Source organism: Clostridium estertheticum subsp. estertheticum (assembly GCF_001877035.1).
Classification (GTDB): Bacteria; Bacillota; Clostridia; order Clostridiales; family Clostridiaceae; genus Clostridium_AD; species Clostridium_AD estertheticum.
In genome coordinates this window covers 4,557,517-4,579,492 of the sequence record NZ_CP015756.1, presented here as the reverse complement: position 1 = coordinate 4,579,492, position 21,976 = coordinate 4,557,517, and the positions used below count along the sequence as shown (strand labels likewise).

General features: G+C 34.3%; 23 protein-coding genes and 1 other annotated feature. All 23 genes read left to right on the top strand.

Annotation, left to right across the window (positions count from 1 at the left end):
* The first annotated feature begins 43 nt into the window (after positions 1–43).
* On the top strand, positions 44–1,237 hold the full coding sequence (gene tuf / locus A7L45_RS21310) for an elongation factor Tu (protein ID WP_071614634.1): 1,194 nt from the start codon (positions 44–46) through the stop codon (positions 1,235–1,237).
* Between the two features lie 249 nt (positions 1,238–1,486).
* Positions 1,487–1,636: a 50S ribosomal protein L33 gene (rpmG, locus tag A7L45_RS21305; protein ID WP_071614647.1), complete on the top strand. Its 150-nt coding sequence runs from the start codon at positions 1,487–1,489 to the stop codon at positions 1,634–1,636.
* A 38-nt stretch (positions 1,637–1,674) separates the two neighbouring features.
* Entirely contained in the window at positions 1,675–1,899 is a 225-nt protein-coding gene (secE, locus tag A7L45_RS21300) for a preprotein translocase subunit SecE (RefSeq protein ID WP_071614646.1), read from the top strand.
* A 45-nt stretch (positions 1,900–1,944) separates the two neighbouring features.
* Entirely contained in the window at positions 1,945–2,466 is a 522-nt protein-coding gene (gene nusG / locus A7L45_RS21295; RefSeq protein ID WP_071614645.1) for a transcription termination/antitermination protein NusG, read from the top strand.
* 76 nt (positions 2,467–2,542) lie between these two features.
* Positions 2,543–2,968: a 50S ribosomal protein L11 gene (rplK, locus tag A7L45_RS21290; RefSeq protein WP_071614644.1), complete on the top strand. Its 426-nt coding sequence runs from the start codon at positions 2,543–2,545 to the stop codon at positions 2,966–2,968.
* A gap of 58 nt (positions 2,969–3,026) precedes the next feature.
* The gene (gene rplA, locus A7L45_RS21285; protein ID WP_071614643.1) at positions 3,027–3,716 is read left to right on the top strand and encodes a 50S ribosomal protein L1; all 690 of its coding nucleotides are present in this window, start codon (positions 3,027–3,029) and stop codon (positions 3,714–3,716) included.
* Positions 3,717–3,753: 37 nt separating this feature from the next.
* Positions 3,754–3,890: a sequence feature (ribosomal protein L10 leader region), on the top strand.
* A 35-nt stretch (positions 3,891–3,925) separates the two neighbouring features.
* The gene (rplJ, locus tag A7L45_RS21280) at positions 3,926–4,426 is read left to right on the top strand and encodes a 50S ribosomal protein L10 (protein ID WP_071614642.1); all 501 of its coding nucleotides are present in this window, start codon (positions 3,926–3,928) and stop codon (positions 4,424–4,426) included.
* 138 nt (positions 4,427–4,564) lie between these two features.
* Positions 4,565–4,924, top strand: a complete 360-nt coding sequence (gene rplL / locus A7L45_RS21275) for a 50S ribosomal protein L7/L12 (RefSeq protein WP_071614641.1) — start codon at positions 4,565–4,567, stop codon at positions 4,922–4,924.
* 263 nt (positions 4,925–5,187) lie between these two features.
* A complete protein-coding gene (gene rpoB, locus A7L45_RS21270; RefSeq protein ID WP_071614640.1) occupies positions 5,188–8,901 on the top strand; it encodes a DNA-directed RNA polymerase subunit beta in 3,714 nt (1,237 codons plus the stop codon).
* 20 nt (positions 8,902–8,921) lie between these two features.
* The gene (gene rpoC, locus A7L45_RS21265; protein ID WP_071614639.1) at positions 8,922–12,455 is read left to right on the top strand and encodes a DNA-directed RNA polymerase subunit beta'; all 3,534 of its coding nucleotides are present in this window, start codon (positions 8,922–8,924) and stop codon (positions 12,453–12,455) included.
* A 121-nt stretch (positions 12,456–12,576) separates the two neighbouring features.
* Complete coding sequence (locus A7L45_RS21260; RefSeq protein ID WP_071614638.1) at positions 12,577–12,819, top strand: ribosomal L7Ae/L30e/S12e/Gadd45 family protein; 243 nt, start codon at positions 12,577–12,579, stop codon at positions 12,817–12,819.
* A 115-nt stretch (positions 12,820–12,934) separates the two neighbouring features.
* Positions 12,935–13,318: a 30S ribosomal protein S12 gene (rpsL, locus tag A7L45_RS21255; RefSeq protein WP_071614637.1), complete on the top strand. Its 384-nt coding sequence runs from the start codon at positions 12,935–12,937 to the stop codon at positions 13,316–13,318.
* A 145-nt stretch (positions 13,319–13,463) separates the two neighbouring features.
* The gene (gene rpsG / locus A7L45_RS21250; RefSeq protein WP_071614636.1) at positions 13,464–13,934 is read left to right on the top strand and encodes a 30S ribosomal protein S7; all 471 of its coding nucleotides are present in this window, start codon (positions 13,464–13,466) and stop codon (positions 13,932–13,934) included.
* A 74-nt stretch (positions 13,935–14,008) separates the two neighbouring features.
* Complete coding sequence (fusA, locus tag A7L45_RS21245) at positions 14,009–16,072, top strand: elongation factor G (protein ID WP_071614635.1); 2,064 nt, start codon at positions 14,009–14,011, stop codon at positions 16,070–16,072.
* 46 nt (positions 16,073–16,118) lie between these two features.
* Positions 16,119–17,312, top strand: a complete 1,194-nt coding sequence (tuf, locus tag A7L45_RS21240; protein ID WP_071614634.1) for an elongation factor Tu — start codon at positions 16,119–16,121, stop codon at positions 17,310–17,312.
* 405 nt (positions 17,313–17,717) lie between these two features.
* A complete protein-coding gene (rpsJ, locus tag A7L45_RS21235; protein WP_071614633.1) occupies positions 17,718–18,026 on the top strand; it encodes a 30S ribosomal protein S10 in 309 nt (102 codons plus the stop codon).
* A gap of 98 nt (positions 18,027–18,124) precedes the next feature.
* Entirely contained in the window at positions 18,125–18,754 is a 630-nt protein-coding gene (gene rplC / locus A7L45_RS21230; RefSeq protein WP_071614632.1) for a 50S ribosomal protein L3, read from the top strand.
* Positions 18,755–18,777: 23 nt separating this feature from the next.
* A complete protein-coding gene (gene rplD / locus A7L45_RS21225; protein ID WP_071614631.1) occupies positions 18,778–19,398 on the top strand; it encodes a 50S ribosomal protein L4 in 621 nt (206 codons plus the stop codon).
* Entirely contained in the window at positions 19,398–19,691 is a 294-nt protein-coding gene (gene rplW / locus A7L45_RS21220; protein WP_071614630.1) for a 50S ribosomal protein L23, read from the top strand. The genes rplD and rplW overlap by 1 nt, the downstream gene beginning before the upstream one ends.
* A 56-nt stretch (positions 19,692–19,747) precedes the next feature.
* Positions 19,748–20,581 carry a 50S ribosomal protein L2 gene (rplB, locus tag A7L45_RS21215; RefSeq protein ID WP_071614629.1) on the top strand — a complete coding sequence of 278 codons (834 nt, stop codon included), beginning with the start codon at positions 19,748–19,750 and terminating at the stop codon, positions 20,579–20,581.
* Between the two features lie 60 nt (positions 20,582–20,641).
* Positions 20,642–20,923, top strand: a complete 282-nt coding sequence (rpsS, locus tag A7L45_RS21210; RefSeq protein ID WP_071614628.1) for a 30S ribosomal protein S19 — start codon at positions 20,642–20,644, stop codon at positions 20,921–20,923.
* A gap of 22 nt (positions 20,924–20,945) precedes the next feature.
* Entirely contained in the window at positions 20,946–21,281 is a 336-nt protein-coding gene (gene rplV, locus A7L45_RS21205; protein ID WP_071614627.1) for a 50S ribosomal protein L22, read from the top strand.
* Between the two features lie 16 nt (positions 21,282–21,297).
* A complete protein-coding gene (gene rpsC / locus A7L45_RS21200) occupies positions 21,298–21,963 on the top strand; it encodes a 30S ribosomal protein S3 (protein WP_071614626.1) in 666 nt (221 codons plus the stop codon).
* The last annotated feature ends 13 nt before the right edge of the window (positions 21,964–21,976 follow it).

Here is a 21,976-nt window from a genome sequence, read left to right as displayed (position 1 = left end):
TACGAACAAAAAACGGTATTATTTAAACAAGGAGGAATACAAAATGGCAAAGGCAAAGTTTGAAAGAACCAAACCACATGTAAATATAGGAACAATAGGGCACGTAGATCACGGCAAGACAACATTAACAGCTGCAATAACTGCTGTACTTGCAACTAAAGGATTAGCAGAAGTATCAAGATTTGACCAAATTGACAAAGCACCAGAGGAAAGAGAAAGAGGAATAACAATTAATACATCACATGTTGAATATGAAACAGAAAATAGACATTATGCACATGTTGATTGCCCAGGACATGCGGATTATGTAAAGAACATGATTACAGGAGCAGCACAAATGGATGGAGCAATCCTAGTTGTTAGTGCAGCAGATGGTCCAATGCCTCAAACAAGAGAGCATATATTGCTTGCAAGCAGAGTTGGAGTAGGTTATATAGTAGTATTCTTAAACAAAGCAGATATGGTAGATGATCCAGAATTATTAGAACTTGTTGAAATGGAAGTAAGAGAACTATTAAGTGAGTATGACTTCCCAGGCGATGATATTCCGATTGTAACAGGATCAGCATTAAAAGCATTAGAAAATCCAACAGATCCAGAAGCAACAAAATGCATATATGAGTTAATGGAAGCTGTAGATACTTACATCCCAACACCTGAAAGAGCAACAGATAAAGCATTCTTAATGCCAGTAGAAGATGTATTCACAATCACAGGTAGAGGAACAGTAGCTACAGGAAGAGTTGAAACTGGGATACTTAAGGTTGGAGAAGAAGTAGAAATAGTTGGACTTAGCGAAGATAAGAGAAAAGTTGTATGTACAGGAGTTGAAATGTTCAGAAAACTTCTTGATCAAGCAATGGCTGGAGACAACATTGGAGCATTATTAAGAGGAGTTCAAAGAGCTGATATTCAAAGAGGTCAAGTACTTGCAAAACCAGGTTCAATACATCCACATGCAAAATTTGTAGGTCAAGTATATGTACTTAAAAAAGAAGAAGGCGGAAGACATACACCATTCTTTGACGGATACAGACCACAATTTTATTTTAGAACAACAGATGTAACAGGATCAATAAAATTACCAGACGGAATGGAAATGGTAATGCCAGGAGATCACATAGACATGAATGTAGAATTAATCACTCAAGTAGCAATGGATGAGGGATTAAGATTTGCAATCAGAGAAGGTGGAAGAACAGTAGGTTCTGGAGTTGTTACTTCAATAGTTAAATAGTATAGAAAATCTACAATGGTACTAGGCATAAGGTGAAAAAATGACTTATGCTTAGTCATTAGAAAATAAAATATGACGCTGAATTATTAACAACAGAAACGTTTAATAAAAAAGTGTCCTTAACTAATTCATTGACATATGTATTAAGTTGTGATAACTTATATAAGTATAATAAAAATGCTAAAGATAGCTTAGCGCTTAATAAGCATGAGTTTTCTGAAATAGATGAAAAATCGGGAGGTGTAGATTGTGAGAGTAAAAGTAACTCTAGCTTGTAATGATTGCAAACAGAGAAATTACAATACAATGAAAAACAAAAAAAATAATCCAGACAGAATAGAAATGAAGAAATACTGTAAGTTCTGCCACAAACATACACTTCATAAAGAAACAAAATAATATAGCATAAACACAAAAACAGTGGGGATGTGAATAAGATGGCTGTTACTGGGAATGTTAAATTAAAAGAAAAACCAAACAAAAGAGGCATAGTAAATTTTTTCAAGGAACTTAAGGCAGAAACGAAAAGAATAACTTGGCCTTCAAAACAAGATGTTAAAAAAGCAACTTTTGCAGTGGCGAGTTTTACTTTACTTTTTGTAGTATTTGTAGCTTTGTTGGATTATGGGTTTAATAACCTCTATATGCTAATCTTTAAATAAGGTAAAGGAGGGAGGTAGGGGACGGAATTCTCCACCCCTTGAGCTATGGCAGATAAAGCTAAATGGTACGTCGTACATACATATTCTGGTTATGAAAATAAAGTTAAAGTTAACCTAGAAAAAGCAATCGAAAATAGAAATCTTGAAGAATATGTACATGATATTCAAGTTCCTATGGAAGAAGTAGTTGAAGTAAAGGATGGAAAACAAAAAATAACTTTAAAAAAAGTATTTCCAGGTTATGTAATGGTGAAAATGCTTATGACAGATGAATCTTGGTACATAGTTAGAAACACAAGAGGAGTAACAGGATTCGTTGGTCCAGGATCTAAACCAGTAGCTCTTACTGAGGATGAAGTTAGAACTATGGGGATTGCAGAAAAAACTATAGTTTCTGATTACGAAGTAGGCGAGAGCATACAGGTAACATTCGGACCATTAGAAGGATTTGTTGCTCTAATACAAGAAATTCATTTGGAAAAGCAAAAAATAAAAGCACTTATAAATATGTTTGGCAGGGAAACCCCTGTTGAGCTAGAATTTAATCAGATACAAAAATTAGACTAAGTACTAAATAAAACGAAGGTTTTATTAAGTGGGAGGATTTTTAATCCGATTACCACAATATAGGAGGTATAAATTCATGGCTAAGAAAATAACAGGGATGATAAAACTTCAACTTCCAGCAGGGAAAGCTACTCCGGCACCACCAGTTGGACCAGCACTTGGACAACATGGTGTTAATATCATGGGATTTTGTAAAGAATTCAATGCGAAAACTTCTGATCAAGCAGGCATGATAATACCAGTAGTTATAACAGTATACCAAGATAGATCTTTTAGTTTTATACTAAAGACTCCACCAGCAGCTATATTATTAAAGAAAGCAGTTGGTTTAGAAAGCGGTTCTGGTGTTCCAAACAAAACTAAAATTGCTACAGTTTCTAAAGCTAAAGTAAGAGAAATAGCAGAACTCAAGATGCCAGATTTAAATGCAGCATCAATTGAATCTGCTATGAGTATGATAGCTGGAACAGCAAGAAGTATGGGAATAGTTGTAGAAGAATAATTTTGAATTAATTACGTGGGAGGTAAAAACCGTTATTACCACGAAGGAGGATACTATTATGGGAAAAAATTACAAAGAAAGCGCTAAACTTATAGATAAAAGTGCTTTATATACACCAAAAGAAACTATGGACCTTGTAGTAAAAACATCTAAGGCTAAATTCGATGAAACAATAGAGCTTGCTATAAGTCTTGGTGTTGATCCAAGACATGCAGATCAACAGGTTAGAGGTGCAGTAGTACTTCCTTATGGAACAGGCAAAAGTGTTAAAGTCCTAGTTTTTGCTAAAGGTGATAAAGCTAAAGAAGCAGAACTTGCAGGAGCAGATTTTGTTGGAACTGATGAATTAGTTGATAAAATTCAAAAGGAAAATTGGTTTGGATTTGACATAGTTGTTGCTACTCCAGATATGATGGGTGTTGTTGGTAAATTAGGTAGAGTGCTAGGACCTAAAGGTTTAATGCCAAATCCAAAATCAGGAACAGTTACATTTGATGTTACTAAAGCAATAAATGAAATTAAAGCTGGTAAAGTTGAGTATAGAGTTGATAAAACTTCTATAATTCATGTAGCTATTGGAAAAAAATCTTTTGGAGCTGAAAAATTAATTGCTAATTTTCATGCATTAATGGAAGCAGTAGTTAAAGCTAAACCATCAGCAGCTAAAGGACAATATTTAAAATCAGTATCAGTTTCAAGTACTATGGGACCTGGAATAAAAGTAAATCAGGCTAAAGTATTAGATTAGTATAGACAAATAGGCTTAAACATGGTATGATTTTTAAAGTAAAATAAATGATATTCCGTAGATAGTAGGTGCGAAAGCGTAAAAGACAACATACCTACCGAGGATTCCAATAAATGTGCTTGTGTACAGATATTAGGTCTCTTCGTGTCTACGGAGAGACTTTAATTTTCTTATAAAGCAGTTAAAAACTGTTAGGAGGTGGATATACAGTGTTAAGCAATAATAGACAAGTAAAAGAAGTAAAAGTGGCAGAAATAAAAGAAAAATTAGCAAAAGCTAAAGGTGTAGTACTTAGTCAATATCAAGGTCTTAATGTAGAAGAAGATACAGAGCTAAGAAAAAACCTTAGAGAAGTTGGGGTAGAATATAAAGTATATAAAAACACTTTAGTTATTCTAGCGGCTAAGGAATTAGGAATTGAAGGTATGGATACTTATCTACAAGGATCTATTTCATTAGCATTTGGATATGAAGATGCAACTGTTGCAGCTAGAGTTTTAAAGGAGTTTGCAAAAACTCATAAGAAATTAGAGCTTAAAGCAGCTTTAATCGAAGGCAAAATATTCGACAGCGCAGAAGTTAACGCGCTTGCATCAATACCATCAAGAGATGTTCTTATTGCAAAATTACTTGGAAGCTTCAAGGCTCCATTATCAAATCTTGCATACTTATTGAACTCAATTAAAGAGCAAAAGGAATCAGCACAATAATATTTTAAATATTATGTGAGGGTACATAGCTAATTAATTTAATTGTTTCAAATTATACCTTCTATGAAGGTGATTATGCCTTGTTTATAGGCAATTACAGATATATATACATGAAAAAAATTCGGAGGTGCATTTATAATGACAAGAGAAGATATTATTCAAGCTATAAAAGATATGAGTGTTTTAGAATTAAATGAACTAGTAAAAACTTGCGAAGAGGAATTTGGCGTAAGTGCTTCAGCACCAGTTGCTGCTGCAGGAGCGGCTACAGCTGTCGCTGAAGAAAAAACTGAATTTGACGTAATTTTAAAAGCTGTAGGACCTAACAAAATTAAAGTTATTAAAGTTGTTAGAGAATTAACTGGTCTTGGATTAAAAGAAGCTAAAGATATAGTTGATGGAGCTCCAAAAACTATAAAAGAAGCTGTAAGTAAAGATGATGCGGCTGCAATGAAAGCTAAACTTGAAGAAGTTGGCGGCGAAGCAGAAGTAAAATAATTTTATTATAAAACAAGGGTACTTTTATATAAGAGTGCCCTTTTTTAAAATGTTATGTTGACATAGAATTATAATTATGATAATATAGCGTAATGTAAGAAAACTAGTAATTTTACATTAAAATAAATGTAATTATTGGTTATTGTGAATTAAATTAACAAATAAGGTTATAATAATATGATAAGTGTCTGAATCCAGAAGCATAAGGTCCTAATGGAAAGTGTGTTTTTGGTTATTTTAGTTTATACAAGGGGTGAAAGCTGATGGTACATCCTGTCCAACTAGGTAAGAGAACAAGAATGAGTTTTTCAAAGATTCCAGAAGTAACTGATATGCCAAATTTAATTGAGATACAGTTAGATTCTTATGATTGGTTTTTGAAAGAGGGACTTCAAGAAGTTTTTGATGATATAAATCCTATTCAAGATTATACTGGAAATCTTGTTCTAGAGTTCGTAGGATACAAACTTGATATAGAAAATATTAAGTATACTGAAGAACAATGTAAAGAAAGAGATACAACTTACGCAGCACCTTTAAAAGTTAAGGTTAGATTGCGTAATAATGAAACAGGTGAAATCAAGGAGCAAGAAGTCTTTATGGGAGATTTCCCACTGATGACACCACAAGGAACATTTGTTATCAACGGTGCAGAAAGAGTTATAGTAAGTCAATTGGTTAGATCACCAGGGGTTTACTACAATTATTCAGTTGACAAGACAGGAAAAAAACTATACTCAGCTACTGTAATTCCAAACAGAGGAGCATGGCTAGAGTATGAAACAGATTCTAACGATATCGTATATATTAGAATCGACAAGACTAGAAAATTGCCAATAAGTATCTTAGCAAGGGCTATGATGGATAATGGTAGTGATTTAGACTTACATCAATTATTGGGTGAAGAAGAAAGATTAAAAGCAACAATAGAAAAAGATAATACTAAAACAAGAGAAGAAGCTTTGATAGAAATATATAAGAGATTAAGACCAGGTGAACCACCTACAGTAGATAGTGCGGTATCTCTTATTGATTCATTATTCTTTGATGCGAAGAGATACGATTTGTCAAGAGTTGGTAGATATAAATTCAATAAAAAATTATCTATTAATCACAGAATCGCAAATCAAATCGCTGCTGAGAATATTGTCAACCCTACAACTGGTGAAGTTATAGTCGAAAAAGATCAAAAAATAGATAGAGAAACAGCTTTAGAAATTCAAAATCTAGGAATTAATGTTGTAGATCTTCAAGTTGAGGATAGAGTAATAAGAGTTATAGGAAATAATTTTGTTAACCTTAATAAGGTAGTTAACTTTGATATTTCTGACCTTAATATTAGAGAAATGGTTCATTATCCAACATTAAAAGAAATACTAGATAATTATAGTGATGAAGAAGAGATTAAAGAGCAAATAAAAGCCAATAAAACTAGATTGATACCAAAACATATAATTAAAGATGATATGTATGCTACAGTGAGCTACGAGTTAGGACTAACTTACGATATCGGTTATATTGATGATATTGATCATTTAGGAAATAGACGAATTAGATCTGTAGGAGAACTTTTACAGAATCAATTTAGAATAGGATTATCTAGAATGGAAAGAGTTGTTAAGGAAAGAATGACAATTCAAGACCAAGAAGGAATTACTCCTCAAGCACTTATAAACATAAGACCAGTAGCAGCAGCTATAAAAGAATTTTTTGGAAGTTCTCAACTTTCTCAATTCATGGATCAAACAAATCCATTATCAGAACTTACAAACAAAAGAAGATTATCTGCGCTAGGACCAGGTGGGCTTTCTAGAGAGAGAGCTGGCTTTGAAGTTAGGGACGTTCATTACTCACATTATGGTAGAATGTGTCCAATAGAGACGCCAGAAGGACCAAATATAGGGCTTATTAATTCACTTGCAAGTTACGCTAAGGTAAATGAATATGGATTTATCGAAACACCATATAGACTTATAGATAAGAAAACATCAATAGTTACAGACAAGATTGTTTATATGACTGCGGATGAAGAAGATTCATATCTAGTAGCACAAGCAAGTGAACCAATTAGTGAAGATGGTACTTTTGTAGATGATAAGGTAACTGTAAGAAAGACAACAGAAATAATGATCGTTCCAAAAAATGAAGTTGATTTAATGGATATATCACCAAGACAGATAGTTTCTGTTGCAACTGCTATGATTCCATTTCTTGAGAATGATGATGCAAGTCGTGCACTTATGGGTTCGAATATGCAGCGTCAAGCAGTACCACTATTAAAATCACAATCTCCAATTGTAGCTACTGGAATAGAATATAGAGCTGCAGTGGATTCTGGTGTTCTTCCGAAAGCTAGAAACGCCGGCATAGTTGAGTACGTAAGTGCTAACGAGATTAAAGTAAGAAGAGATTCAGATAGTGGACTCGATGTTTATAAAATTCTTAAGTTTAAAAGATCCAATCAGGGTACGTGTATAAATCAGAAACCTATAGTTAATAAAGGAGAGAAAGTCGAAGTAAACTCTGTTTTAGCAGATGGCCCTTCAACAGATCTTGGAGAAATAGCTTTAGGTAAGAACATCCGTATTGGGTTTGTAACTTGGGAAGGTTATAATTATGAGGATGCAATGCTAATATCTGAAGAACTTGTTCGTGATGATATTTTTACTTCAGTTCATATTGAAGAATACGAATCAGAAGCAAGAGATACTAAGCTTGGACCTGAAGAAATAACTAGAGACATCCCAAATGTTGGAGAAGATGCACTTAAAGACATAGATGAGGGTGGAATAATAAGAATTGGTGCTGAGATAAGATCTGGAGATATCCTTGTGGGAAAAGTAACCCCTAAAGGAGAAACAGAGCTTACCGCAGAGGAGAGATTATTAAGAGCAATATTTGGTGAAAAAGCAAGAGAAGTAAGAGATACATCACTTAGGGTGCCTCATGGCGAGGCTGGAATAATAGTCGATGTTAAGGTATTCACTAGAGAAAATGGTGATGAACTTCCACCGGGTGTAAATGAACTAGTTAGATGCTATATAGCTCAAAAAAGAAAGATATCTGTGGGCGATAAGATGGCAGGAAGACATGGTAATAAAGGAGTTATCTCAAGAGTATTACCAGTAGAAGATATGCCATTTTTACCAGATGGAAGACCGCTTCAAATATGCTTAAATCCACTAGGAGTTCCTTCTCGTATGAATATAGGTCAAGTACTTGAGGTTCATCTAGGATGGGCAGCTAGTGAATTAGGTTGGCACATTGCAACTCCAGTATTTGATGGTGCACAAGAGGAAGAAATTGAAGCGTGCTTGATAAAAGCAGGATATGATGCAGATGGAAAAACTGATTTGTATGATGGACGTACAGGAGAAGCACTTGATAGCAGAGTTACTGTTGGATATATGTATATCTTGAAATTACATCATCTAGTAGATGATAAAATACATGCTAGATCTACAGGACCATATTCGCTAGTAACACAGCAACCATTAGGTGGTAAAGCACAGTTTGGTGGCCAAAGATTTGGAGAAATGGAAGTTTGGGCACTAGAGGCCTATGGTTCAGCTCACACGTTGCAAGAGATTCTAACAGTTAAATCTGATGATGTTGTAGGTAGGGTTAAAACATATGAAGCAATTGTTAAGGGTGAAAATATCCCAGAACCGGGTGTACCTGAATCGTTTAAAGTTCTTATAAAAGAATTGCAAGCCTTATGTCTTAATGTTAAAGTTCTTACTGATGATAGGGAAGAAATTAAAATTAAAGAGTCAGTAGACGATGAAATGGAAGAATTAAATCTAAATGTTAACATAGAAGGTTCAGAAGATGTAGTGCCTGAGTCGCCAACTGAAGAGTACGTTGAACTTATTGATGAAGATGAAGAAGTAGATGTTGATATAAATTATGATGAAGTACCATTAGAAGATTTTGGTGAAGATTTAGAATTGAATGATTTTAATGATGAACATTAATATGAAGGGAGGCTGGACCCTTGTTTGAATTTAATAATTTTGATGCTATTCAAATAGGATTAGCATCACCGGAACAAATTAGAGAATGGTCGAAAGGTGAAGTAAAAAAACCTGAGACTATAAACTATAGAACTTTAAAACCTGAAAGAGATGGACTTTTTTGCGAGCGTATATTTGGACCAATAAAAGATTGGGAATGTCACTGCGGAAAATACAAGAGAGTAAGATATAAGGGAATAGTTTGTGATAGATGTGGTGTTGAAGTTACGAAATCAAAAGTAAGACGTGAAAGAATGGGGCATATAGAACTTGCTGCTCCAGTATCTCACATTTGGTATTTTAAAGGAATACCATCTCGTATGGGACTTATTTTAGATATGTCACCTAGATCACTAGAAAAAATTCTTTATTTTGCTTCTTATGTAGTATTGGATCCAAAAGAAACATCACTACTAAGAAAGCAAATCCTTAGTGAAAAAGAATATAGAGAAGCTATTGATAAATTTGGAAATGATAGCTTTGTTGCTGGTATGGGTGCAGAGTCTGTTAAAGTACTTCTACAAGGTATAAACTTAGAGGAACTATCTAAGGAATTAAAAGAAGACTTAAAAACAAGTACAGGACAAAAAAGAATTAGAAGTATAAGAAGGCTGGATGTATCAGAGTCATTTAGAAAATCTAAAAACAAGCCTGAGTGGATTATAATTGATGTAATACCTGTAATACCACCTGATTTAAGGCCAATGGTACAATTGGATGGAGGGAGATTTGCTACTTCTGATTTGAACGATTTATATAGAAGAGTGATAAACAGGAATAACAGACTTAAAAAACTTTTAGATTTAGGAGCTCCAGACATAATCGTTAGAAATGAAAAAAGAATGCTTCAAGAAGCTGTAGATGCATTAATTGATAACGGAAGACGTGGAAGACCAGTTACAGGACCAGGTAATAGACCTTTAAAATCTTTATCTGACATGTTAAAAGGTAAACAAGGAAGATTTAGACAAAATCTACTTGGAAAACGTGTTGATTATTCTGGACGTTCGGTTATAGTTGTTGGACCAGAACTTCAAATGTATCAATGTGGTCTTCCAAAGGAAATGGCTTTAGAATTATTTAAGCCTTTTGTTATGAAAAAGCTAGTTGGTAGTGGAGTGGCTCATAATATTAAGAGTGCTAAGAGAATGGTTGAGAGGGTTATGCCTCAAGTATGGGATGTATTAGAAGAAGTAATAGCTGATCATCCGGTATTATTAAATCGTGCACCTACGCTGCATAGACTTGGAATTCAAGCTTTCCAACCTATATTAGTAGAGGGTAGGGCTATTAAGCTACATCCACTTGTATGTACAGCTTATAACGCTGACTTTGATGGAGATCAAATGGCAGTACATGTACCTTTATCTGTTGAAGCTCAAGCTGAAGCAAGATTCTTAATGCTTGCAGCTCACAATATAATGAAACCGTCAGATGGTAAACCAGTTTGTGTACCTACTCAAGATATGGTTTTAGGAGCTTACTACTTAACTATTGATAAAGATGGTGCAAAAGGTGAGGGAAGAGCATTCTCATCACCAGATGAAGTAATGATGGCATATCAAGTAAAGGATATTGCTATTCATGCAAAAATTAAAGTTAAGGTATCCGGCGTTGTTAATGGCATTAGTGTAACTTCTGTTATAGAAACTACACCAGGAAAATTAATATTTAATGAAACTATACCTCAAGATTTAGGATTTATTGATAGAAGTATTCCTGGCAATGAACTTAATTGTGAAATAGATTTCTTAGTAAGTAAAAAGAATCTTGGTAGCATTATTGATAAATGTTACTTAAAATATGGTCCTTCAGAAACTTCTAAGATGTTAGATAAGATAAAGGCCAAAGGTTATCATTACTCAACAATTGGAGCAATTACTGTTGCTACATCTGATATGCAAGTTCCAGAAGCTAAAAAAGAATTGTTAAGAGATGCTGATGAAACTGTAAATAAGATTGAGAAAATGTATAGACGAGGATTTATATCTGAGGAAGAAAGATACCAAAGAGTAATAGAAAAATGGACTAAGACTACAGAAGATGTAGCAAATGCATTAATGGATAGTTTGGATAAATTTAATCCGATATTCATGATGGCAGATTCAGGAGCCAGAGGGTCTAAGAGCCAGATTAAACAATTGGCTGGTATGAGAGGCCTGATGGCTAATCCATCAGGTAAGATAATAGAGTTACCAATTAGAGCGTCATTTAGGGATGGACTAACCGTATTAGAGTATTTTATCTCAACACATGGAGCTAGAAAAGGTAATGCAGATACAGCACTTAAGACTGCCGATTCAGGTTATCTAACAAGAAGACTTGTTGATGTATGTCAAGATGTTATAGTAAGACACGAAGATTGTGGAACAAACGAAGGGTTTGAGGTTTCAGAGATTTGTGATGGTAGCGAGGTAATTGAACAATTAGTTGAAAGATTAACTGGGAGATATTCTGCTGAAGATATTATTCATCCAAAGACAGGCAAAGTAATAGTTCCTAAGGGTGAATATATGGACATAAATTTAGCACAAGAAGTTCAAAATTCTGGTGTTAAAAAAGTTATGATTAGATCAGTATTTACATGTAAGGCTAAAATCGGTGTTTGTGCTAAATGTTATGGAATGAATATGGCAACTTCTCAAAAAATAAATATTGGAGAAGCCGTAGGAATAATTGCAGCTCAATCTATCGGAGAACCAGGGACACAACTTACAATGAGAACATTCCATACTGGTGGAGTAGCAGGATCAGATATTACTCAAGGTCTTCCAAGGGTTGAGGAATTATTTGAAGCTAGAAAGCCAAAAGGACTTGCAATAGTAAGTGATGTAACTGGTAGCGTTAAAATGGAAGATACTAAGAAAAAGAGAGTCGTAATTGTAATTGGTGATGCAGGAGAAGAATTAAGTTACGATATACCATTTGGTTCAAGATTAAAAGTTGCAAATGGTGATAGAATTGAGGCTGGAGACGAAATAATTGAGGGTTCAGTTAATCCGCATGATATTTTAAGAATCAAAGGCGTTAATGGAGTTAAAAATTATTTATCATCAGAGGTACAAAAAGTTTATAGACTTCAAGGTGTTGATATTAATGATAAGCATTTAGAGGTTGTTGTAAGACAGATGACAAGAAAAGTAAAAATTGAGGAATCTGGAGATACTGAACTACTTCCAGGAAATTTAGTTGATATTTTTGCTTTTGAAGATGCTAATTCAAAAGTTGAATCTGAAGGTGGCGTATCTGCTGTAGGCAAGATATCACTACTAGGTATAACTAAAGCCGCACTTGCAACAGAATCGTTCTTGTCAGCAGCATCATTCCAAGAGACAACAAGAGTTCTTACTGATGCAGCTATTAAGGGTAAAATTGACCCATTGCTTGGATTAAAAGAAAATGTAATAATTGGAAAATTAATACCTGCAGGTACTGGTATGACAAGATATAGGACTATAAAGATAAATACTGAAGATGAAGTTAAGGTAGAAAGTGAAAATGATTTAGAACTATAACTTGTAACTAGTTGACAGGCGGATACTAAAATGATAAAATACACCTTGTGTGTGATTTAAATCGAGTAGATGCATCTTAAGTAGATAAATCTTATGATTGTAGTTATGAAGGGAGTTATAAATGGTAGATAAAATTGTAGGTCAGAAAGTCGTTGGAGTTAAACAAACCCTAAAAGCATTAAAGAATAATCAGGGTAAGGTTTTGTATATAGCCAAAGATGCTGATAATAGTATTACTGAGCCTATTTTAAAATTAGCCAAAGTTAATTCCCTGCAAATAGTATTTGTAGACACAATGAAAGAACTAGGAAATCTTTGTGACATAGATGTTGCATCAGCAACAGCATTGCGTTTTGAAGATTAAATTATTGCTAGCAACTAAATAATATAGATATATCATGTGATAACATAACATTAAGTTGTGTTATGACACATTGATATAAATGGAAATTAGCTTATAAAAATGGGGAGGTGAAACCATGCCAACTATTAACCAATTAATAAGAAAAGGCAGAAAGACATTAGCTACAAAATCAGCTGCACCAGCATTAAAAAATTGCCCACAAAAAAGAGGCGTTTGTACAGTAGTTAAAACTACAACTCCTAAGAAGCCAAACTCAGCATTAAGAAAAGTTGCAAGAGTAAGACTTACAAACGGATATGAAGTTACTGCGTATATTCCAGGTGTAGGCCATAACTTACAAGAACATAGTGTTGTTCTTATAAGAGGTGGAAAAGTTAAGGATTTACCAGGAGTTAGATACCACATCATCAGAGGAACATTAGATTCAGCTGGAGTTGCAGGAAGACTACAAAGTAGATCAAAATATGGTACTAAAAGACCAAAGCAGGCAAAAAAATAATGCTTTGAACTAAGGTACAATGTCTTCAGCATTTATATATATGATAATTTAAATATTTACATACATTTGCAGAAGTACAGAGTGCTTTGCGGTAGAAATATCGAGTACCTATGAGTTAATTAAAATTGTTAAGGAGGGAAGTAAAGTGCCGAGAAAAGGATATATTGCAAAAAGAGATGTATTACCAGATCCTATGTACAACAGCAAAGTCGTTACAAAGTTAATAAACAATGTAATGGAGGATGGTAAAAGAGGAGTAGCACAGAAAATATGCTATGAAGCTTTTGACATAATCAAAGAAAAGACAGGTAAAGAACCTTTAGAGGTTTTTGAAGCTGCATTAAATAATGTTATGCCGTTACTTGAAGTAAAAGCTAGAAGAATAGGTGGAGCAAATTATCAAGTGCCTATCGAAGTTAGACCTGAGAGAAGACAAACATTAGGATTAAGATGGTTATTAATCGCTGCTGATAACAGAGGCGAGAAATATGCAAGAGAAAAACTTGCTAATGAGTTACTTGAGGCTTCAAACAACACTGGAGCAGCAGTAAAGAAAAGAGAAGACATCCACAAGATGGCTGAAGCTAATAAGGCTTTCGCTCATTACAGATATTAATAACAAAACTGTTTTGGCTTTGCCAAGACAGTTTTGTCAAATTTAAAATCACTCGTTGAGAGGAGGAACAAATAGTGGCAAGAGAATATGCTTTAGAAAAATTCCGTAACATAGGTATTATGGCTCATATTGATGCTGGTAAAACAACTACTACTGAACGTATACTATTCTATACAGGAAAAACACATAAGATTGGTGAAGTTCATGATGGTGGAGCTACAATGGATTGGATGGTACAAGAACAAGAAAGAGGTATAACAATAACTTCTGCGGCTACAACTTGTTTTTGGAAAGGTTATAATATAAACATTATTGACACACCAGGGCACGTAGATTTCACAATTGAAGTTCAGAGAGCTTTAAGGGTACTTGATGGTGCAGTTGCTGTATTTGCTGCAAAAGGTGGAGTTGAACCACAATCTGAAACAGTGTGGAGACAAGCTGCTAAGTACAATGTTCCAAGAATGGCGTATGTTAATAAAATGGATATAATGGGTGCAGATTTTTATAGAGTTGTTGAGATGATGAGAGAAAGACTTCATGCTAATGCAGTTCCAATACAACTTCCAATAGGAAAAGAAGAAGGGTTCCTCGGAATTATAGATTTAATTAGAAATATTGCAGAAGTCTATAAGGACGATTTAGGAACACAAATAGAAGAAATAGAAATTCCAGAAGATATGAAAGAATTAGCAGAAGAATATAGAGCAGCTATGGTCGAAGCAATAGCCGAACTAGATGAAAATCTTATGATGAAATATCTTGATGGTGAAGAAATAAGTGAAGAAGAATTAAAAGCAGCATTAAGAAAAGGTGTACTTAACAATGAAATAGTACCCGTAATCTGTGGTTCTTCATACAAAAATAAAGGTGTCCAAATGATGATAGATGCGGTTATAGAATACATGCCATCACCACTTGACATACCCAATGTTAAAGGACAGGATATTGATACTGCCGAACCGTTGGAAAGACATCCAAGCGATGATGAACCAATGGCAGCATTAGCATTTAAAATAGCCACAGACCCATTTGTTGGTAGACTTTGTTTTACAAGAGTTTACTCAGGCATAATGAAAACTGGTACATACGTTTTAAATGCTAACAAGGGTAAAAAAGAGAGAATTGCTAGACTGGTTAAAATGCATGCTAATCACAGAGAAGAAGTTGATGAATTACGTGCAGGAGAATTAGGTGCAATAATTGGACTTAAAAATACAACTACTGGAGAAACTTTATGTGATGAGGATAATCCAATATTGTTTGAGACCATGGACTTTCCAGACCCAGTTATTCATGTAGCTATTGAACCGAAAACTAAAGTAGGACAAGAAAAATTGGGAATGGCTCTTGCAAAACTCTCAGAAGAAGATCCTACCTTCAAAACTTATACAGATCAAGAAACTGGTCAAACAATAATTGGTGGTATGGGCGAGCTTCATCTGGAGATTATTGTTGATAGACTTCAAAGAGAATTTAAAGTTGAGTGTAATGTAGGTAAGCCACAAGTTGCTTACAAAGAAACAATACGTAAGCAAGTTAAAGCAGAAGGTAAATACATTAAACAATCAGGTGGACGTGGACAATACGGTCACTGTTGGATAGAGTTAATACCAACTACTGAACCTTACTCGTTTGAAAATGCTACTGTTGGTGGATCTATTCCAAAAGAATTTATAGGACCAATAGAAAATGGAATTAAAGAAGCATCAAAAACTGGTATTCTTGCTGGATACCCAGTTCTTAACTTTAAAGTTAAAGTAGTTGATGGTTCATACCATGATGTTGACTCAAATGAAATGGCATTTAAGGTTGCTGGTTCTATGGCTTTCAAAAATGGTATGGCAAAAGCAGATCCAGTATTGCTTGAACCAATAATGAGAGTTGAAGTAACAGTGCCAGAGGAATACATGGGCGACGTTATGGGAGATATTAATTCAAGAAGAGGTAGAATTGAAGGAATGGAAGCTGAATCAGGCGCTCAAGTAATAAGAGCAATGGTTCCATTATCTGAAATGTTTGGATATTCTACAACACTTAGATCAAGAACTCAAGGTAGAGGAGTATACAGTATGGAATTTGCTGCATACGAACCAGTTCCAAAGAGCATTCAAGAACAAGTTATAGGCGAAAAATAATAATTAATATAATGAGATAATATGTAAATATAAGGAGGAATACAAAATGGCAAAGGCAAAGTTTGAAAGAACCAAACCACATGTAAACATAGGAACAATAGGGCACGTAGATCACGGCAAGACAACATTAACAGCTGCAATAACTGCTGTACTTGCAACTAAAGGATTAGCAGAAGTATCAAGATTTGACCAAATTGACAAAGCACCAGAGGAAAGAGAAAGAGGAATAACAATTAATACATCACATGTTGAATATGAAACAGAAAATAGACATTATGCACATGTTGATTGCCCAGGACATGCGGATTATGTAAAGAACATGATTACAGGAGCAGCACAAATGGATGGAGCAATCCTAGTTGTTAGTGCAGCAGATGGTCCAATGCCTCAAACGAGAGAGCATATATTGCTTGCAAGCAGAGTTGGAGTAGGTTATATAGTAGTATTCTTAAACAAAGCAGATATGGTAGATGATCCAGAATTATTAGAACTTGTTGAAATGGAAGTAAGAGAACTATTAAGTGAGTATGACTTCCCAGGTGATGATATTCCGATTGTAACAGGATCAGCATTAAAAGCATTAGAAAATCCAACAGATCCAGAAGCAACAAAATGCATATATGAATTAATGGAAGCTGTAGATACTTACATCCCAACACCTGAAAGAGCAACAGATAAAGCATTCTTAATGCCAGTAGAAGATGTATTCACAATCACAGGTAGAGGAACAGTTGCTACAGGAAGAGTTGAAACTGGGATACTTAAGGTTGGAGAAGAAGTAGAAATAGTTGGACTTAGCGAAGATAAGAGAAAAGTTGTATGTACAGGAGTTGAAATGTTCAGAAAACTTCTTGATCAAGCAATGGCTGGAGACAACATTGGAGCATTATTAAGAGGAGTTCAAAGAGCTGATATTCAAAGAGGTCAAGTACTTGCAAAACCAGGTTCAATACATCCACATGCAAAATTTGTAGGTCAAGTATATGTACTTAAAAAAGAAGAAGGCGGAAGACATACACCATTCTTTGACGGATACAGACCACAATTTTATTTTAGAACAACAGATGTAACAGGATCAATAAAATTACCAGACGGAATGGAAATGGTAATGCCAGGAGATCACATAGACATGAATGTAGAATTAATCACTCAAGTAGCAATGGATGAGGGATTAAGATTTGCAATCAGAGAAGGTGGAAGAACAGTAGGTTCTGGAGTTGTTACTTCAATAGTTAAATAATAATTAATAAGATATTTTTTATAATCAATTGATGATTTAATATAATAAAAGCTTTTATTATTAAGGGGAAGAGGACGCTCTTCTCCTTTTAAATACGAAAAAAAGCATGTATAAATATTAATAAAAACAGATGTTATAAAAAAAATTAAATAATAAAAAAAAAAACTTGTCAAAGCAAAAGAAATGTTGTATACTTTAGAGGTTGTATTGTGGTAACAGTGATGAGGTAAGAGGTTGCCGGACTTCCGGGTAATTCTTCACCGAACATGTCCTGATCTTGAATCGGGCGACGGGGTTCCTACAATTGTTTCATGTTTTTATTTCACGAAACACCCGGAACAGTTTACAGAACATCCGCTGTTGTACGTAAGAAGTAGAGCGTGCGATGAAAAGGAGGAAATAATAATGATAAAGCAAAAAATTAGAATTAGATTAAAGGCTTTTGATCATAATATATTAGATCAATCAGCTGAGAAAATTGTTCAAACTGCTAAAAGTACAGGAGCTAAAGTAGCTGGTCCAGTACCACTACCTACAGAAAAAGATGTAATTACAGTATTAAGAGCTCCGCATAAATATAAAGATTCGAGAGAACAATTCGAAATAAGAACTCATAAGAGGCTAATAGATATCATTAGTCCATCACCTAAAACTGTTGATGCTCTAATGAGACTCGACTTACCAGCTGGTGTTGATATCGAAATAAAACTATAAGCGTACATAGAAGTGCGATAAAACGTAAGTAATAGGTTACTATTACTAACTATTATGATCACCATTGTGGTCCGCTAATAAGTAGGAGGTGTATTTTCATGAAAAAAGGAATAATGGGTAAAAAACTTGGTATGACTCAAATATTTGATGAGAATAGAAAAGTTGTTCCAGTAACTGTTGTTGAAGCAGGTCCATGTGTTGTTGTTCAAATTAAAACTGTTGAAAATGATGGTTATAGTGCAATTAAAGTTGGTTTTGGTGACATAAGAGAGAAGTTAGTTAACAAACCAATGCAGGGACAATTCGCTAAAGCAGGTACTTCTTTAAGAAGATTCGTAAAAGAATTTAGGATGGAAGATACAAGCGCTTATGAAGTAGGTCAAGAATTTAAGGCTGATATATTCGCAGCTGGAGATAAAATTGACGTATCAGGAATATCTAAAGGTAAGGGATTCCAAGGTTGTATTAAAAGATGGAATCAGCACACAGGACCAATGAGTCATGGTTCTAAATTTAAGAGAGCAGTTGGATCAATGGGAGCATCTTCTGATCCATCAAAAACGTTTAAAAATAAACGTATGCCAGGTCATATGGGTAATGTTAGTAGAACAGTATTAAACCTTGTAATAGTTAAAGTAATGCCTGAAAAGAACATTATATTAATTAAAGGTGGTATTCCAGGACCAAACAAAGGTACAGTTGTAATAAGAAATGCTGTTAAAGCGTAACTTTAAAGAAAGGAGGATGCAGAATGCTTACATTAGATTTATTTAATAAACAAGCACAAAAAGTTGGAGACATTCAGTTAAATGAAAGTATATTTGGAGTTGAAATCAATGCAGATGCTATGCATCAAGTTGTTGTAGCACAACTTGCAAATAAAAGACAAGGAACTCAATCAGCTAAAACTAGAGCTGAAGTTCGAGGCGGTGGAATTAAGCCTTGGAGACAAAAGGGAACTGGTAGAGCAAGACAAGGGTCTATTAGAGCGCCACAATGGATACATGGTGGTATAGTATTTGCTCCAAAGCCAAGAGATTACCGTATGTCTGTACCAAAGTCAATGAGAAGAGTTGCTTTCAAATCAGCTTTATCAGCTAAAGTAGCTGAAAATGAAATGATAGTAATTGATAGTTTGGAATTTGACTCACCAAAAACTAAGGCAATGTTAGAGGTTTTAAAAGCTTTTGATGCTAAGAAAACTTTAATAGTTGTTGAAACTTCAGATGAGAATGTTTATAAATCAGGAAGAAATATACCTGGAGTACAAGTTACACCAGTAAATAACTTGAATGTTTATGACATACTTAAATATGAAAAATTCATAGTTACAAAGGATGCTGTATCTAAGATTGAGGAGGTGTATATATAATGAAGCTAACTAGCCATGATATTATAAGAAAACCAGTAATTACTGAAAAAAGTATGGCGGTAATGGCTGATAAAAAATACACCTTTATAGTTGATATCCATGCAAATAAAACTCAGGTTAAAAAAGCAGTAGAAGAAGTATTTGGAGTTGTCGTTGAAAATGTAAGAACTTTAAAAAATATAGGTAAAACTAAAAGAGTTGGAGTTCACATTGGAAAAAGGGCAGACTTTAAAAAAGCTATTGTTACTTTAACAACAGAAAGTAAAACAATTGAGTTTTTTGATGGAATGTAATTATTAAGCTAGTATTGGCAGAAGCCAGATAAGCGAGAAAAAAGGAGGGAATTCACATGGCAATTAAAAAATTTAGACCCACCACACCTTCAAGAAGAAATATGACTATGTCTGATTTTGAAGAAATAACAACAGATAAGCCACTAAAATCACTTCTTGTAAGTACAAAAAGACATGGTGGTAGAAATAACCAAGGTAAGATAACTGTTCGTCACCGAGGTGGTGGAGCAAAACAGAGTTATAGAATAATTGATTTTAAGAGAAATAAAGATGCTATCCCAGCAAAAGTTTCTACAATTGAGTATGATCCAAACAGATCTGCTTACATAGCTCTTGTTGTTTATGCTGATGGTGAAAAAAGATACATAATTGCTCCAGTTGGTTTGAAAGTTGGAGATGTAATTGTATCCGGTGCAGATGCTGATATAAAAATCGGAAATACACTTCCAATAGTTAATATACCATTGGGTTCTACAATTCATAATATAGAATTACAAGTAGGAAAAGGTGCTCAACTTGTAAGATCAGCAGGTTCTTCAGCTCAGCTTATGGCTAAAGAAGGAGAATATGCTCAAGTAAGACTTCCAAGCGGTGAAGTAAGATATATTAGATTAAACTGCAGAGCTACTATAGGAACAGTTTCTAATTTAACTCATGACATTGTTAATATAGGTAAAGCAGGAAGAAAGAGACACTTAGGATTTAGACCTACAGTCAGAGGATCAGTAATGAATCCGAATGATCATCCACATGGTGGTGGAGAAGGTAAGTCACCAGTTGGTCACGCTAGTCCGATGACTCCTTGGGGTAAACCAGCATTAGGATATAAAACTAGAAAAACCAAAAAATACTCTGACAAATTTATTGTCAAAGGTAAAAATAGAAAATAGTTTGAGGAGAATTTATCCTCTTTACTACTATGTTTATTGTGTATGAAGGGAGGCCACAAAGTGAGTAGATCAGTAAAAAAAGGACCTTATGTACAAGAAGTTCTGTTAAAAAGAATAAATGAAATGAACAAAAATGGCGAGAAAAAAGTAATAAAGACTTGGTCAAGAAGTTCTACTATTTTCCCACAAATGATAGGGCATACTATCGCAGTTCATGATGGAAGAAAACATGTGCCAGTTTATGTTTTAGAAGATATGGTAGGACATAAATTAGGAGAATTCGCATTAACTAGAACATTTAAAGGACACATTGACAGAGAAAGAACTAGCAAAGTAAGATAGTGCTGGAAGGAGGAAACAATCAATGGAGGCTAAAGCTATAGCTAAATACGTAAGAACTTCCTCGATGAAAATGGGGATAGTTCTTGGGTTAATAAGAGGTAAAAATGTAAATGAAGCTTTTGCTATATTACAATACACTCCAAAAAATGCAGCTGAAGTAGTTAATAAAGTACTTAAATCAGCTGTAGCAAATGCAGAAAACAATTTGAATTTAGATATTAATAGACTATATGTTGCTGAAGCTTATGCATGCCAAGGTCCAACACTTAAGAGGTTTAGACCACGTGCACAAGGAAGAGCGTATAGAATAAGAAAAAGATCTAGTCATGTCACTATTATAGTTACAGAGAGATCATAAGAAGGAGGGTTATAGCGTGGGACAGAAAATACATCCACATGGCTTTAGAGTCGGTGTAATAAAGGATTGGAGTTCTAAATGGTATGCAGATAAAAAGAACTTTTCAGATAATCTTGTTGAAGATTTTAAGATTAGAAAATTCTTGAAAAGTAAACTTTATACAGCTGGAATTTCTAAGATTGAAATTGAAAGAGCAGCTAAAAGAGTTAAAATCAACATACACACTGCTAAACCAGGAATGGTAATTGGTAGAGGTGGATCTGGTATTGAAGTTATAAAACTTGATATGAAAAAATTAGTAGCAGATAAAAATGTTTTAATTAATATTGTAGAAGTTAAACAAGCAGAAAACAATGCTCAATTAATGTCAGAAAATGTTGCTTCTCAATTAGAGAAAAGAATTTCTTTTAGAAGAGCAATGAAACAGACAATTCAACGAGCTATGAGATCTAATGTTAAGGGAGTCAAAATTGCTTGTGCAGGAAGACTTGGCGGAGCTGAAATAGCTAGAACTGAACATTATCATGAAGGTACAATACCATGCCAAACATTAAGAGCTGATATAGACTATGGATTTGCAGAAGCAAACACAGTATATGGTAAAATTGGCGTTAAAGTTTGGGTATATAGAGGTGAAGTTCTTCCTACAAAGAAAACCGTTAAGGAAGAAGTAAAAGCGTAAGGAAGGAGGAATA

Bases quoted from the DNA above. Each gene is read 5' to 3' on its own strand.
- tuf (WP_071614634.1), top strand. From the start codon at position 44: ATGGCAAAGGCAAAGTTTGAAAGAACCAAACCACATGTAAATATAGGA.
- secE (WP_071614646.1), top strand. From the start codon at position 1,675: ATGGCTGTTACTGGGAATGTTAAATTAAAAGAAAAACCAAACAAAAGA.
- nusG (WP_071614645.1), top strand. From the start codon at position 1,945: ATGGCAGATAAAGCTAAATGGTACGTCGTACATACATATTCTGGTTAT.
- rplK (WP_071614644.1), top strand. From the start codon at position 2,543: ATGGCTAAGAAAATAACAGGGATGATAAAACTTCAACTTCCAGCAGGG.
- rplA (WP_071614643.1), top strand. From the start codon at position 3,027: ATGGGAAAAAATTACAAAGAAAGCGCTAAACTTATAGATAAAAGTGCT.
- rplL (WP_071614641.1), top strand. From the start codon at position 4,565: ATGACAAGAGAAGATATTATTCAAGCTATAAAAGATATGAGTGTTTTA.
- rpoB (WP_071614640.1), top strand. From the start codon at position 5,188: ATGGTACATCCTGTCCAACTAGGTAAGAGAACAAGAATGAGTTTTTCA.
- A7L45_RS21260 (WP_071614638.1), top strand. From the start codon at position 12,577: ATGGTAGATAAAATTGTAGGTCAGAAAGTCGTTGGAGTTAAACAAACC.
- rpsL (WP_071614637.1), top strand. From the start codon at position 12,935: ATGCCAACTATTAACCAATTAATAAGAAAAGGCAGAAAGACATTAGCT.
- tuf (WP_071614634.1), top strand. From the start codon at position 16,119: ATGGCAAAGGCAAAGTTTGAAAGAACCAAACCACATGTAAACATAGGA.
- rpsJ (WP_071614633.1), top strand. From the start codon at position 17,718: ATGATAAAGCAAAAAATTAGAATTAGATTAAAGGCTTTTGATCATAAT.
- rplC (WP_071614632.1), top strand. From the start codon at position 18,125: ATGAAAAAAGGAATAATGGGTAAAAAACTTGGTATGACTCAAATATTT.
- rplD (WP_071614631.1), top strand. From the start codon at position 18,778: ATGCTTACATTAGATTTATTTAATAAACAAGCACAAAAAGTTGGAGAC.
- rplW (WP_071614630.1), top strand. From the start codon at position 19,398: ATGAAGCTAACTAGCCATGATATTATAAGAAAACCAGTAATTACTGAA.
- rplB (WP_071614629.1), top strand. From the start codon at position 19,748: ATGGCAATTAAAAAATTTAGACCCACCACACCTTCAAGAAGAAATATG.
- rplV (WP_071614627.1), top strand. From the start codon at position 20,946: ATGGAGGCTAAAGCTATAGCTAAATACGTAAGAACTTCCTCGATGAAA.